The sequence below is a fragment of the Endozoicomonas sp. ALC020 genome, from assembly GCF_049275935.1.
Classification (GTDB): domain Bacteria; phylum Pseudomonadota; class Gammaproteobacteria; order Pseudomonadales; family Endozoicomonadaceae; genus Endozoicomonas_A.
Window position 1 is genome coordinate 7,018,801 of sequence record NZ_CP184830.1, and the last position, 16,333, is coordinate 7,035,133.

Here is a 16,333-nt window from a genome sequence, read left to right on the forward strand (position 1 = left end):
AGCGATCACAAGTTGCTTCCTCGCCTGGTGTGGTCATCACTTTTCGCGGTAATAAAAAGTACTCAGCTCTGAGGTAGTAGAATGACAAATGCTCGCCCCAAAGTATTGAGCCTTGCTGTGGCCTTTGCAATCAGCTCTTCCATCATTGCCACAGAGGCACTGGCCGGTCGCAGGCTGCAGATAAAACCTGTCGACATTCAAGACAATGAACATGCGCAGTTTATCCAGAGTGAGGTGGAGGTTCGGCCAACTTTAGGTCTTGACCAGCAGCCAATACCCAAATCCTTTACAACCACCTACACGCCTGAGGCTGAGTTAGATGATTGGTGCCATCTTAGTCCTTCAAAAAGCTTAGGCGGCCTTTCTTTTTCTTTTGATAGAGGCTTTTCCATTGTCGATCAGTTTGAGACAGGCGAGAATGACGTTGCTCAGAAATACACCAAAGTCCTGAAGGTGGGCGATGAGGGAGTCTTCAGGTTTACCCATAGCCTTGACGCAGAGGAACTGTTGATTGAAGTCAGGGCAGGAATGACCGATGAGGATTCAGTTAACTCTGTTCGTGCTGGATTATCTGGCGGCCAACCATTAGAACCGTCAACGAAACTAGCCAGCACCGAAGAACTGTATTCAATGCTGTTGTGTGCCGATGACAGGGCAGGAAGCCTGGGTTCAGGCGATCACTATGTCGCCCTTGCCACCATTAAAGTAAAACAGGTTGCAGTCAATGGGCGTACATTCATGCGCCTTATCTCAGGGGGTGCTCAGCCTCCCGGGCTAAAGCGCCTGGGCCAATCGCTCTTTGTTAATGATGGGGCTCTGCTGACGGCTGCCACTTCTGCCTATATTCAGGTTCACGTCCTGGGAGGAGATATACAACAGAGGGCTCTCAATGAACTGTTGGAACACAACAAACCCGTTGGCTATGTTGTACACGCCGATGATGACACGCTGGTTTATCCTGTGCCTTCGGGTTATCCAAAACTTGAAGTGACTCAGACTGCTGAGGATATCATTATTTTCCGTGGCCATAATCCGAATCCAGCCGATGTCGCTTTTGTAGAAAACCTTCTTAACCTCAAAGAAGCTGAGGCTCACAACTCCGCTAATCCAGTATCAGTTCTTGTTTTAAAATCTAATGTCAAAAGGTACCTGCGGTTCATTCGAAGCAGGCAGCTGGCGCTGCTGGAGGAGTTTGTTGCGCGGCACAATGCTGGAGTGAACGAAGATCAAACGACGCTTGCACACGAAGATAAAGAGACGGCGCTTGCACTGGCAAAATATGAATCTCTGCAGCAGGCGCTGAGCATTGCTGACCAAGATGAAACATTTCGGTTTGCGTTCACAGCAGACCACATCAGAGCTGCTTCGTCACTCATCACGCCAATCTGGATGCAGGCCCAACTCTTAAAACGCTTCAGCTTCAACCCTGTACTCAGAGACCTTCTGACTAGCCAGCATGCTGTTGAGAATATTCTTAATCATATATCCACTGTCGTTAAATTAGAGACCGACGACTTACACGACGACAAACAGTTTTATGTCAAATTCAGGAAAAACCTGGCCAGACAGCTGGCTGAACGGGACAGCGACCTGCAAGAGCTTCTTCAGAAAGAGGCAGTCGAACTCTTGCAGCTTGAATACAGGTTGCAGCGGGCACCGGAAATAGCCGATACCGGCGATGAGATAAAACTGGAAGTGCAACAACTCCTTCAGATCATTAAGGGTAAAGTTGCAAAGCTTCTTGTGCAGCTGGAAGATCAGCAAAGCCTGCAAAATACAATTATTCAGAAAATCGGGCGAATTCCTGAGCTGGAACAGGAAGTTCTTTTTGCCAGAAGTCTTTACAACGCTGAACTGGCAGTAGCACTTGGCAAGGATGACTGGAGTGATACCCGGTCACTGGATGAGCATGCCAGACGCCTCCTGGAGAAAATTAATGGTATGCACAGAGCGGCTGCCTCAGCAGGACAGCCTCAGGAAGAACCTGAAAAGACGACACTGAATACTCAAGCCACTAAAGAAGCAACTTTCGTCAAACTCAGACAAGATGCTCTGGCTGAGGTTCCTGATCCTGAACTGAATGAAGACAGTAAATTACAAGACCGTCAGGCACTGAATGTACTGGAATCCGTAGAAAAACTACTCAAGATCAAAGTCAATGAAGGAGATGACATGACAGCAAGGCTTGAGAGGGTTCGAACCAGGCTTGTCAGGCAAATGGCTCGTCCGGGATCTCAACCAGGATACGTTCCTGATTCAGAGGTAGTCAAAGGCGACATAGAAGAAGCTGAAAGTGCGCTGGAGGAACTTCATCGCAAACTGGATGCTGTTCATGGTAAACAAGTGCTATTTGCACATTCTACTGACGTCCGCCCTGACACGGTCAGAGATACCACTGCTCTCAATCAGGCAATGAAACAAATTCAGACCGGGTTGGGTCTGACTCAGGATGATAATCAAACCCCTGAAGACCTGATAGACGGCATTAAACGTTTTCTGAAAAGAAACAGGGACGAGACAGATAGACGAGTTGAAACCTTTAAGAAACTGGGTGCTGCCATCAAAGATCTCAGACCCCCTTTTGAGAGTGACCCTGATAACATGTCAGAAGAGGATTACATGAATGCTGTCAGAAACTATGTAGCCGCTTATGGTCGGGATGAAGTCGATTTCGCAATAGGCGAACTGCCTGAAACCAGAAGAAAGTACACTCAGGTTACGAAATACCTGCATGAGCACGAATTTAGAGAAATGGAATTGGCTCATGCACAATTTCGAGAAAAACAAGCACAAGAGGCTCTGAATAGAAAAAATCAGGACATTAACCATTCCAAAGACATTGATCCGCAAACTAAAACCTCACTTGAGGACGAGAGAGCTGAGCTGGATTTAGTCCTGGAACAGAAAAAAACGCTGAAGTCAGAAGCACAAAAAGCTCTGGAGGATCATAAAGCGAGTCTTAAAGCCATTGAAGAAACTGTGGGCGTTAAACCAGATTCTACTGCTAACTATGATGACCGGGTTAATGCCCTGAGAAACAAAAAACTGGAACTGGGTGGGAATGATGGCAATGGCGGCAGGATTCAGCAACTGATTCAGGAACAGGACCGTCTGGAAAGTGAGATTGAAGCCAGAGAAGCAGATATTGAGAGAATGAAGGAAGTGCTGAGAGCGGCAGGCAAAGCCGTCAAAAATGACGGCGGTCCCTTCCGGTATACCCCGGGACAGGTAAAAGTTCTGGCCGAGATGCACGACTTCATAAAGCAGCACTCTCTCAAGAAACAAGCTCTGGAAGCCGCAACAGGTCTGGCAGCCTCTGCGGTAAACAGTGGTAAGGTCATACCCTTTCTTACCACTTTCGATTTTGACGATGAGTTTGCCCCCATTCGCTTGCAGGCGCTGGTCGGAAAAGACCTGACGTTTAATCAGGCCAGTCGGATTGTGGGAGTTTTCAAAAGCCTGAAAAGAAGCTTCCCGCTCTCCCCCTCTGAGCCAGATATCATGGAACAAGTCGAGAGTCTGGCGCACAGGGTCAGGAGTGAGATAGGAAGTGGGGCTCAACAATACGACGAGGTCATTATCGGCATGGGCGAAACAGCCATTCACTTCGTCGAACATGAATCAGGAGACCTGACAGACTTCTCGGAATACTTCGCTACTCATTCTGCCAGTGGTAACAAAATTATAGCTCTGCTGCGTGAAGGACTGATCAGCAAGATTGAGCTTGAAAACTACATGAAAGCTGCCAAAGATGTCGGTGGTTATCTGACAGCGGCTGAATTTGAACACTTCCTGGGCAACAAACATGGCATCAATGTGCTCCGCTTCAAAGCCGTTGTCCAGATGCTGTCCGATGCAGGAGTTGATGAGTTCATACAGAGTGCCTTTACTCCTGTGGCCGTTACTGCTACTGAACCGGCAGGAATGAAAGAGTCGGTTGCCGGTATGAAAGAGTACTCTGCCGCGATCATCGCCAACTATATTCTTGACGATATTGCCTTTGAAAATGGCCGCAGGACGGCAGCCTTTCTGACCAATGTTCAGGATACCCTGACGCCTTATGCCAATGCTGCCGGCCTGTCTGAGTCAGACCTGATCAAGGCTATCAATAGCACCTTGATGCAGGCTCATGCCGCAGCGGTTGAGCACCAGCTGAATGAGTACTGGCTCAAACCATCAGCCTTTCTGGTACAGGCTGTCACCTGGTACTTCTCCAGCTACGCCCCCTTGCTGGCGACCCACACCACCTGGCAGGCTACCGAGCTATCCTTCTTGAACATGTCATTCCTCTATCTTCTGGATCTGACCAACAGGGGTGATTACCTGCACCGGATGCTCACACCTTTCCAGCACTGGTTGGAACGCTTCGGTGTTGATCTTGACCGAACTGACGAATATGCCGACCGCAGTGGAATTGAACAAGTCACTGAAGTGAGCGGACTGGCCATGCCAATGGGTAGAGCCGCTTCCTCAGTCATTTTACTGAGAACCGGCTCCATGTTGTTTGCCAGGCAGTACAACGCCAACCCGCATATGTACCACAGTATTTTTCGTCTGGCACCCGAAATAGTGAAGTCCATGGGTTCCGGACAAGGGCTTCAGGTACCACTGCTGCACCGGGCGACACCACAAAAAGTAAAAACCCTGGCCTCGGCCACAGCCGGTCTGGTGCTGGGTCCGGTAGCCACTGTCGGAGCATACGCTCATGGCCTTATATCTGGATTCACTTATGCTCAAACCTTTGGATTTGCTCTGGCGTCGAGTCTCACCTTCGACTTTTTTATGAACGACAACAAGATGCTCACGCAATGGCTGGGTGGACCTCTGGGTCGAAGCCTTGACAGGATTAATCGCTGGCTCGGCCTGGGGGAAAACCGGGATAAATATGTGAAACGTACGGCTATTGCTTCGCCTCAACGCTTTAATGAAACCGATGAAGCCTATGCAAAGCGTGTTAAAGCAGGCAAAAAAATGTATGGCTGGACGCGACACGAAAATTATCTGCAATTCCGTGACCGCCGTGATCGTACCATGAAGTTGTTTGAGAATGGCTGGGAGAAATACTTCAGGGACAATGTGCCTAAATGGTCATTCTCCCACGCAGAAAGTATTCCTTACTCCTACACTCTGGGAAACTTCAATGATTGGCAAAAGAGTGATGATCAGATAAATAACCCTCAAACCAAATCAACCACCATCCCCACAGCCGAGAAAGCAGCGCTGGCTGGTCTTGAGGTTAAGAAGTCCGATCTGGAAGACAAGAATACCTATGACGAACTTTGATATCAGAAACCAGTGAATGACCCCTTTAGAAAAGAAGAAAAAAAAAAAAAGACACCCATAAATTTGCTTTACCACCCATCTGGTCTACTTTTTCACCCATCACTGATTTTTTACCCAAACAGGTGAGTCCATGGCTCAGGCCCGCAATACACTGATTGACCCCAGCTCAACGCCCTATTACCAATGCATGGCAAGATGTGTTCGTCAGGCTTACCTCTGTGGAGAGAACCACCTGACTGGCAAGAACTACGAGCATCGCCGCCAGTGGGTGGTGGATAAACTCCGGGAACTGGTTTCAGTCTTTGCTATCGAAGTCTGCGCTTACGCAGTCATGTCAAACCATTATCATGTGGTTTTGCACATCAATCAGTCATCTGCCAGAGGCTGGTCACGGAATGAAGTGCTTCATCGTTGGACAACCTTGTTCAGAGGTCCGCTTCTGGTGCAAAGGTATCTGGCCGCTGACAAACTGGGCAGCGCTGAGTTGGCCCGTATTGATGAATATGCTGAGGAATACCGGCGTCGTTTAATGGATATCAGCTGGTTTATGCGCTGCCTGAATGAATACCTTGCTCGTGAGGCCAATAAAGAAGACCAGTGTAAAGGACGCTTCTGGGAAGGTCGCTTTAAAAGCCAGGCATTGCTGGACGAGGCAGCTTTACTGACCTGCATGACCTACGTTGACTTGAATCCGATTCGGGCTGGTAAGGTAGAAACACCGGAAGCATCAGACTACACGTCGATTCAGGAACGCGTGGAGCAGGTTAGACATTCTGAGACTAAAAATCAGCCGCTGACCCTGAAACCTTTTTGTTTGCAGGGCCAGAATAAGGACGTTGCCCTTCCCTACCTTCTTCACGACTATCTGGAACTGGTTGACTGGAGTGGCCGCGTTGTCAGGACAGACAAGAAAGGTTCCATTCCGTCGTGTACCCCTCCTATTCTTGAAAGATTGGAAATTGATCCGGATGAGTGGCTGAAAACCATGCAATGGAATAATCGTTTTTATCGGGCAGTTGGCCGTCTGAAGGCGATGAAGGCTTATGCACTTGAAGCCGGACAGAAGTGGCTTCGAGGTTTAAACGCCTGCAGTCGTTTGTACCTGACAGGTTAGCGTAGAAGTCAGTTAAGACGTCAAAGACCCTCTCTTTATCTCTCTTCGACTTATGTCGGAATGGATTTGTACTGCCTGAGTTATGGCTTGAAAGACTCTGTGCGTTTAATGGCTCTCTGTGTGGCTCGTTGATACGCTACTTGAGGATAGATTTTCTGATACTTTTTGGGAATACGGTTTTTGAGTGTCTTATTTTTTTATTAATTTTTATGGGTGTCTTATTTTTTTTCTTTTTTTATTTTATGGGTGTCTTATTTTTTTTTTCTGCAGAAAACATTCCTTACTTCTACACTCTTGAAGCCTTCAATAAATTGCAAAAGGATGATGAACTGTAAGTACACGGTGATGATAAGAGAAACACCTCTCAATCAAGCTTTCCACCAGCAACCTCAGCAATTCACCATGAAACAGGTGAACACTTCGGCTTACCGTATCAACCATGAGCAATTAACAACCATGGGTGATTTTGAAAGTTGCTTCCTCGTCTGGTGCAACAATCACTTTTCACGATAACAAAAGCAGTGAGATCGCAGAATGACAACTATTCACCCCACTGCATTAAGCCTTGCAGTGGCCATTGCAATCAGCTCTTCCATCATCAGTACACAGGCACTGGCCGATCGCAGACTGCAGACAAAATCTTTTGACATTCTGGACAATGAATCTGTGGAGTTTATCCAGAGTGAGGTCATAGTTCAGCCAACTTTAGGTCATGACCAGCAACCCATACCCAAATCTTTTACAACCACCTACCCAGATCAGACTGAAGCCGTAGCAGGCTACGAGGCTCCTTCTGAAGGCTTCACAGACGTTCTTTCCGGCATCGAAGGTGGCGTTTCCAGTGTTGATCTGTTTGTAACGGACGATAATGACGTTGCTCAGAAATACACCAAAGTCCTCAAGGTCGGTGATGAGGGGATCTTCAAATTCACCCATAATCTTGCGGAAAAGAAACTGGTCATTGAAGTTAGAAAAGGAATGACCGATCAGAATTCAATTTCGGCTGTTCGTGCTCAATCAAGTGATATCCAACCACTGGAACCGTTTACGAAAGTCGCCGACCCTGAACATCTGGTCGGCGTGCTGAAAGGTGCGAATGAAAGAGCAGGAAGTCTTGGCGAAATTGATAACTATGTTGCCCTTGCCACTATTGAAGTAGACCAGGTTGAAGTGAAAGGGCGCACCTTTATGCGACTGATCGCTGCAGGCGATGAGCCACCAGAACTGCAACGTCTGGGTCAATCGCTCTTTGTCAATGATGAGGTGCTTTTAGCAGCAGCCACCTCTGCCTATGCCCAGGTTCATGTTCTGAGAGAAGATTTACAACAGGAAACTCTGAATAAACTCTTGTCCTGCCAGAAACCCGTTGGCTATGTTATCTACGCTGAGGATAACACGCAGGCTCTCCCTGTGCCTGCAGGCTTTCCAAAACTGGAAGTGACTGAGACTCCGGGGGAGATTATTGTTTTCCGTGGTCAGAAGCAGAATCCGACGGATATCGCTTTTATGGAAGCTATCTATGACGTCTGGATGGAAGAGTTCCGCAACAGTCCTCGCCCTCGAGAAACGATACAGATTAAAAAAGACCGGCTCAAAAGCTACCAGTACAACATTAGAAGCAGGCAGATGGCAGTGCTCGAGGAGTTAGCTGCAGAGCACGAGAAGGGCATTGTCAGTACAACAGGTACGTCTTTTTTATACTTTGGCAACGTGGTGACACTTGCATACTATGAATATCTCCAGCAGGCATTGACCTGTGCCAGTTCAGATCGAGCCGATGAATTTAAATTAACAATACCACAGGTCAGATTTGTTTCGTCGTTCATCACGCCGACCTGGATGCATGTCGAACTTGTCAAACGCTTCAGCTTCAAACCCGTACTTGGAAACCTTCTGAATAACCGGTATTTCATTCAGAATATTCATCAAATAATTAAATCCGATACCACCGTATTTTCTGACGATTATTTTGACGATCCTTCCAGCGAACAGGAAGGCTTTGCTTCCAAAGTCAAGCGCAAATTTGCCATGCAGCTGATTGAAATGGAAAACGAGCTGGAAAAGCTGAGGGTAAAAGAGGCCGAACTCAGCGATCAAGACGAATTAACAGAACTAATACATTACTATGAGGATAAGCTTGAACAGCTTCGTGCCAGAGTAGAAGAGCAGGAAAACCAGATAAAGACACTTCGATGGGAAGACGATCAAATTCAACTGCTAAAAAAACATGTGCGCAATGATGCCGCAAAAGCTCACAACGCGCAACTGGCAGAAGAGCTTGGCATTGATGACTGGGATGTCACTCAACCCCCCGAAGAACAGTCCAGACTTATCAGCAGAAAAATTCATGAAATCCACCAATCAGTTGCCACAAGGCTTACTGCAACAGAAGCTGGAACGCCAAGCCACCGCCCTGAAGTACTTCGGAAACTGACTGCTGTAGAAAAAGCACTGAACATGGTCGACCTCAATAGCGAGGGGGATGTCTATGATCGCCGGAACGCCATTTCTGAGAAAATTCAGACATACCTCAAGGAGGCCAAACGGCGGACAGAAGAAGAGGCGCTGGATGTGCTGAAAACTGCAGAAGAAATACTCGAGATCCAAGTCAGTGAAGGTGATAACAACCTGGAACGACTTGAAAGGGTTCGTGATAAGCTTCTGGAGGATGATGTCATCGAAAAAATGACGGAGTATCAATTTCAAGCCCTCTGGAGAGAAGATCCCAAACCTGATTACGAAAGAAGGAAAGGTAAACTTGAGAAGCTCCAGCTTTGCGTGCGTATTACCTCTTATGTTGAAACGGATGAGCTAGCCACAAGACGACAGATAAGGATGCTTGAAGCTGTAGAGAACAGGCTGGGCATCGACAAGAACGAAAACGCTCCTGCTAAAGAAAGAGGCAAGGCTTTGATTGCTAAAATGGCCAACGGCCTGGAAGTAGAATTAAAGAAAGATGCCAGTATGCGTGAACATATAATTGCTCTGTTAAAAAGCCTTTCAGAATTAAAGATTGACGCAATCAGGCGCTGTAAAGATGAACCTGTCTCAGGAGATAAAAACAATGCCTGTCAGAATGACCGGATCAGTCTCATTGATAAAACATTCTCAAAAATGATTAGAGACGTTTTCAACGTCGTTAAGCCTACCATTAATGAACATATCGCAGTCATTGAGAATGAGCTTGACAGGCAAATGGCTCTGCTGGGACCAAAACCCCGATACGTTCTTGATCACGAAGTAGCCAGAGCCAGGCGAGCAGTAAAAGAAGCTGAAAATGAGCTGGAAAAAGCAAACTACAATATGGATGTTTTGCTCCAACGTACCCCGGAAGACATTGCTATCAATCAGGCAATGAAACAGTATCAGACCCAGCTGGGTCTGCCTGCAGGTGACGAGCAAACCAACGAAGAGCGGGCAGAGGACATCATATATTACCTGCTGGGATACAGAGTAGACATACGAGATAAAATCATTGAGGAGCTGAAAGCCAAAACCAATCTGCGCGTCTGGATAAAAGGCGACCCCGCTTCGCTGGAAGAAGCTGATGATTACGTTCTTACTTTTAATGGTTATTCATATACTCCGGGTCGGGAAACAACCGGTGAAATGGAAAGATTGTGGAATGAACTGCCTTTAACCAGAAAAAAGTACACTCAAGTCACGGAATTCCTGCGTGAGCACGACAGGAAAAGTATCGATTTAGCCAACGCAATGGCTGAAGAAGTTGCTGCACGAGAAAATCTGGTTCGCAAAGAACAGCAGATGTTCGACTATGAAAACATCAATAGGAACCCATCAAGCTCCGATAAAATCGATCGGGATCGGCTGAATTCAGCCCTGACTCATAAATATCAAGCTGCATTGATTGCAAAACAGGACCTGGCGGATCATGACGCGCTTCTTGAAGCCACTGAAGCAGCTGTGGGTCTTAAACCAGACGCTTCTGACACTAATGAACAACGGATTAATGCCCTGAGAAACAAACAGGTAGAACTGGGTGGTGACGATGGTACTGGCGGCAAGATCCAGCAACTGATTGAGGAACCGTCCCTTTATATGCGTCTGGAAGCTGAACTTGAAGCCAGTAAAGCAGACGTTGTGAGAATGAAAAATGTCCTGAAGGTTGCCGAAGAAGCCGTCAAGAATGACCGCAGTCCCATCCAGTACACAGAGAGACATGCAAAACTGCTGACCGATATGAACGACTTCATGCAGCAGCACCCTCTCAAAAAACAAGCTCTGCAAGCCGCAATTGGCCTGCACGTAGCAACAATGGAGAGCGATAAGGGAATGCCATTTCTTCCGGTTTTCAATTTTGACGATGAATTTGCATCCATTCGCGTAAAGGCATTGGCCGGAGACACACTGACATTTAAACAGGCCAGTCGGATTGTGGAAGTTTTTAAGAGCCTGAAGACCAGCTTTCCAAAATACCCTGTCCAGCCGCTGTATGATCAGCCCGAGGATGCGCTGGATGAAGTTGATATTCTGGTGCTCAAGGCCATGTCTCAGATGGAAATAGGGTCTCAACAATTCAAGAACGAAATTCGCGCCATGGGCAAAACAGACATTCACTTCGTCGAGCATGAACCTGAAGACCTGGAAAGCTTCTCGGAATACTTCGCTGCCCATTCTGCCAGTGCTAACAAGATCATTACTCTGCTGAGGGAAGGCTTGATCAGCAAGCTTGAACTCGAAAACTACATTAAGGCCGTCAGAGGTGTTGATGGTTATCAGACAGTGGCCGAATTTGAACACTTGCTTGGCTACAAACAGGGTGTCGATGTGCCTCGCTTCAAAGTCGTTGTCGGGACACTGTCTGATGAGGGGGCTGAAGAATTCATGCAGACTGCCTTTAATCCTGTGACCGTGGCGGCCACTGACCCGGCAGGTATAAAAGAGTCTGTTGTCGGCATGAAAGAGTATGCAGCTGCGGTCATCGCCAACTATGTTCTTGACGATATTGCCTTTGACAATGGCCGCAGGACGGCAGCCTTCCTGAACAATCTTCAGGATACCCTGACACCTTATGCCAATGTTGCTGGCCTGTCTGAATCAGACCTGATCAAGGCCATCCATAACACATTGATGCTGGCTCATGTCGCAGCAGTTGAGTGGCAGCTCAATGATTACTGGGTCAAACCTTCAGCTTTTCTGGTACAGGCTGTCACCTGGTACTACACCAGTTACAAACCCCTGCTGGCGACCCATACCGTCTGGCAGGCTGCCGATCTGTCCCTGTCGAACATGGCATTCCTCTATCTTCTGGATCTGACCAACAGGGGTGATTACCTGCACCGGATGCTCATACCTTTTCAGCACTGGCTGGAACGCTATGGTGTTGATCTTGACCGAACCGCACAATATGCCCACCACAAAGGAATTGAAAAAGTTTCTGAACTGGGCGGACTGGCCACGCCATTGGGCAAGGCCGCTTCTGCAGTGATTCTGTTGAGAACCGGCTCCATGTTGTTTGCCAGACAGTACAACGCCAACCCGCAAATGTATCGCAGCATTTTCCGTCTGGTGCCCGAAATAGTGCAATCCATGGGTTCCAGGCAAGGGATTCAGGTACCCCTGCTGCACAGGGTAACACCACAAACAGCGAAAACGCTGGCCTCCGCCACAGCCGGTCTCATGCTGGGCCCAATTTCCACCGTCGGAGCATACGCCCACGGTCTTATAGCAGGATTTACCAGTGCTCAAACCTTCGGATTTGCTCTGGCATCGGGTCTCACTTTCGACTTCTTTATGAACGACAACAAGATGCTCACTCAATGGCTGGGTGGACCTCTGGGCCGCACTCTTGACAGGATTAATCGCTGGCGAGGCGCAGGTGAAACGGACGATGAATATGTGATGCGCACCGATACTACTTCGCCTCAACGCTTCGGTGAAACCGATGCAGCCTATACAGACCGTGTTGAAGCAAATGACATGATACATGGCTGGACTCGACACGAAAATTACCTGCAATTCCGTGAACGCCGCGATCACACCATGAAACTATTTGAGAATGGCTGGGAGAAATACTTCAGGGAAAATGTGCCCAAATGGTCGTTTTCCCACGCAGAAAGTATTCCTTACTCCTACACTCTGGGTGCCTTCTTCGAGGCAGTAAAATGACATATCTCCGCCCTGGTGTATTAAGCCTTGCAGTGGCCGTTGCCGTCAGTGCTTCCATGATAGCTACACCGGCACTGGCCGGTCGCAGGCTGCAGACGAAATCTGTCCATTTTCTGAGCTATAGACATGCGGAGTTTACCCAGAGTGAAGTCACTGTTATGCCAGCTGTAGGGGATGACCAGCAGTCAATACCCAAATCCATTAACACCCTCTACATTGATCAGAATCATGACAGAACGAGCTACAGTATTCACTCTGTAAGCTTTACAGACATTCTTTATAATATCTATGGTGGCGTTTCCACTGTTGATCAGTTTGAAACAGGCGAGAACGACGTTGCTCAGAAATACACCAAAATTCTGAAGGTGGATAATAAAGGAATCTTCAGGTTCACTCATAACCTTGGAGAAGAGAAACTGGTCATTGAAGTCAGAGGCAGAATGACCGACGAGGATTCAGTCTGGGCTGTCCGTCGTCGATTAGTTGGCATTAAATTATTAGAACCATTAACGAAAATCGCCCACCCCCAACTGCTGCATGCTGTGCTGGGAGCAGCTGATGACAAAGCAGGAGACCTTGGCGCAAGTGATCACTATGTCGAACTTGCCACCATTGAAGTAGAAAAAGTTGCAGTGAATGGGCGTACCTTCATGCGTCTTATCGCTGCGGGCGATCAGCCTCCTGAGCTGCAACGTCTGGGTCAATCACTCTTTGTCAATGATGATGTTCTTCTGGCAGCCGCCGCCTCTGCCTACATCCAGGTTCACGTTCTGAAAATAGGTTTACAACAGAAAGCTCTTAATGAACTGTTAGCGCACAACAAACCCGTCGGATATGTTGTCCACGTCGAGGGTGACAAACAGCTTTGTCCTGTGCCCTCGGGTTACCCAAAACTGGAAGTAGCAGAAGCTCCGGGGGAGGTTATCGTCTTCCATGGTCAGAAGCCGAATCCGCATGATCTCACTTTTGTAGAAAACATCTATAACCTCTGGAAAGAAGCGGAGGCTGACTACACCATCCCGTCAGCGGCAACAAAAGTTAAAAAAGGTAAGGTCGAAACCTACCTGTACGTGATTCGAAGCAGGCAGATGGCAGTGCTGGAGGAGATTGTTGCGCGGCACGGCGCTGAAGAGCCAACGACGCTTACAAACGAAGATAAACGGGCATTGAATACACTTGCATGCTACGAATTTCTCCAGCAGGCATTGGTCAGTGCTACTCCAACTCTGGCATCTCCAGCTGCTGAATTTGAGCTCACAACAGAACACATCAGAGTCGCTTCGTTAGCCATCACGCCAACCTGGCTGCAGATGCAATTCGCAAAATACTTCAGCTTCAAATCCGTGCTTGGAGATCTTCTGACGAACCAGGATTTTGTTCAGAGTATTCTGAACCCCGTTGCCGCCGAATTACGGGCCGATGTGGCTTACCAGGACGATCCGTTTGCGGCCAAAGTCACTGCCGACATGGCCAGACAGCTGATTCAGAGGGAAAAAATCCTGGCACTTAAACTCAGGCAAAAAATTGAAGTTAAAGCTGAGCATGACCTTGCGCGGTCTCTTTCATTGCAGGAAGGACTGCAAAACCAGTTACAGAAACTTCAGCAGGAAGTCGCGGAAATTCCGGCACTGAAACAGGAAGTTCGTAATGCCAGAGAAAAAGCCATAAAAATTCGCAACATTGAGCTGGCAGAAGCCCTTGGTATTGATCACTGGGATGATGCCCAGTCACCCGAAGAGCAAGCCATACGCATCAGAGAGAGACTTAATGACAAAGACACTGTAAAAACAAATCTGGCCGCTATTGAAGGCCAACTCGGTATTACTCCCGATAATGAAAACGACCTGGGTGCCCGCTTTCAGTCCATTCAACAGCACCTGTCGGCACTGATACAGCCAATACACAACAGAGTTCATATTCTTACAGATTCGAAAGAAGAACTGGAAGACATCAGAACACCAGACCATACCAAAGCCATGCCTGAAGTAGTAGAGAAACTGACGGCTGTGGAAAAAGCCCTGAAGATGGATGACCTCGATAGAAAAGAAGATGTCTATGACCGTCGTCACGCCATTTCTGAGGAAATTCAGACATACATCACTGATGTCAGACAGAATGCAGAGGAAGAGGCGCAGCGTATACTGAAAATCATAGAAGAAATCGTCGGGATCAAAGTCAATGAAGATGATGGCAATGCAGAAAGACTTAACAGGGTTCGTAGCAAACTTGAGAGCGATGATGTCACCGAAAAAATGCTGGCTGATATAGATTACAGGGTCCGGAAAAAAAACATCGCACCGACGTACGAAACAGGGAAATTAAAACTTGCGAGGCTGCAAGGGCGTCTTAACTTTCTTGTCGAAGACGCTGATGAGTTAATCACAAAACAACAGATAGTGCTGCTTAAAGTTGTAGAGGAAAAGCTGAACATCGACATTAGCGAAAACTCTGCGGCTGAAGAAAGAGGCCAGCATTTCATTGCTACACTGGCCGATGTCCTGAAAGTAAAATTTAGAAAAGATGCCAGCCTGGATGAAAAAAAGGATGCTCTAAGTACCAAAATTTGGTTATTAACGGATGAAGTAGACGAACTCTATAACCATGAAAGTGTCAAAAGAGACAGAAACAATGAAATAGCTCTTCAACTCAACATTGAAAATTATAAAGAAGATGCTCCTCTCAAAGACCAGAACCGTCTGATTACAGCGACACTCGCGCGGCTGGATGAAGAAGTTTTCAATGCGGGTCAGCCCGATGTTAATGAGCGCGTTGCAGCCATTGAGAATGAGCTTGACAGGCAAATGGCTCGCCTGGGACCTAAGCCCCGATACGTTCTTGATCGAGAGCTGGCCAGAGCGAAAGTAAGCATAGAAGAAGCTGAAACTGAGCTGGAGGAACTTCATCGCAAACTGGATGCTGTTGATCGTAAACAGGTGGTATTCACAGATTCTACTGACGTCCCCACCGACAGAGATAAATACATTACGGCTCTCCATAAATCACTGAAACGCATTCATGCCAGGTTTGGCCTGACTCAGAATGATAATCAAACCCCTGAAGACCTATTAAACGACATCGAACGTTTTCTTCAGGAAAGCGAATACTATGCAGAAAAACGGGTTGGCCTCATTCATCAGCTGAACACTAACATTAGAGCCCTGAAAATCCCTTTTGAGTTTGACCATGATAATTATTTAGAAGGATCTAATTACATTAATGCCATTAGAGACTATCAAGCGTCTCATGGTAAGGATAAAGTCAATCACGCAGAGGGCGAACTGCCAGAAACCAGGAGAAAGTACACTCAGGTTACACAGTTCCTGCATGAGCACGATTTTAGAGAAATGGAGTTGGCCAGTGCCAAGGATGAAGAAAAGCAATCACAAGCGCCTCTGGATACTGAAAATCAGGCGATTGACAACTCCAAAGACATAGATCCGAAAACTAAAACCAAACTTGAGCACAATAAAGAAATAATGGACAAAATAGTAAAAATATCAAAAGCACTGGAAACTCTGGAGGATCATGAAGCAAGTCTTAAAGCCATTGAAAATAATCTGGGTCTTAAGCCAGACTCCACTGCTACCCATGACGCCCGTATTGATGCCCTGAGAAACAAACAGCTGGAACTGGGTGGGGATGATGGTTTTGGCGGCAAGATTCTGCAACTGACACGGAAACAGCAGAATCTGAAAAGAGCAGCAGAGGGCAAAAAAGCGGAATTAGAGATATTAAGGGAAGCCCTGAGAGCTGCAGAGGAAGCCGACGAAAATGACGGTGTTCCCTTCCAGTACTCACCAGAGGAGC

Annotated in this window: 4 protein-coding genes; all 4 read left to right on the forward strand. The window is 47.3% G+C overall.

Annotation, left to right across the window (positions count from 1 at the left end):
- Nucleotides 1–81 precede the first annotated feature (81 nt).
- On the forward strand, nucleotides 82–5,283 hold the full coding sequence (locus ACOJUO_RS25415; RefSeq protein ID WP_422138583.1) for a hypothetical protein: 5,202 nt from the start codon (nucleotides 82–84) through the stop codon (nucleotides 5,281–5,283).
- A gap of 130 nt (nucleotides 5,284–5,413) precedes the next feature.
- Nucleotides 5,414–6,397, forward strand: a complete 984-nt coding sequence (locus ACOJUO_RS25420) for a transposase (RefSeq protein WP_422138584.1) — start codon at nucleotides 5,414–5,416, stop codon at nucleotides 6,395–6,397.
- 534 nt (nucleotides 6,398–6,931) lie between these two features.
- Complete coding sequence (locus tag ACOJUO_RS25425) at nucleotides 6,932–12,526, forward strand: hypothetical protein (RefSeq protein ID WP_422138585.1); 5,595 nt, start codon at nucleotides 6,932–6,934, stop codon at nucleotides 12,524–12,526.
- Nucleotides 12,523–16,333: hypothetical protein (locus ACOJUO_RS25430; RefSeq protein WP_422138586.1), on the forward strand; the 3,811-nt coding region annotated here is incomplete at its 3' end. The genes ACOJUO_RS25425 and ACOJUO_RS25430, both read left to right, overlap by 4 nt.

Coding starts and splice junctions, on each gene's coding strand:
- ACOJUO_RS25415 (WP_422138583.1), top strand. CDS start 82: ATGACAAATGCTCGCCCCAAAGTATTGAGCCTTGCTGTGGCCTTTGCA.
- ACOJUO_RS25420 (WP_422138584.1), top strand. CDS start 5,414: ATGGCTCAGGCCCGCAATACACTGATTGACCCCAGCTCAACGCCCTAT.
- ACOJUO_RS25425 (WP_422138585.1), top strand. CDS start 6,932: ATGACAACTATTCACCCCACTGCATTAAGCCTTGCAGTGGCCATTGCA.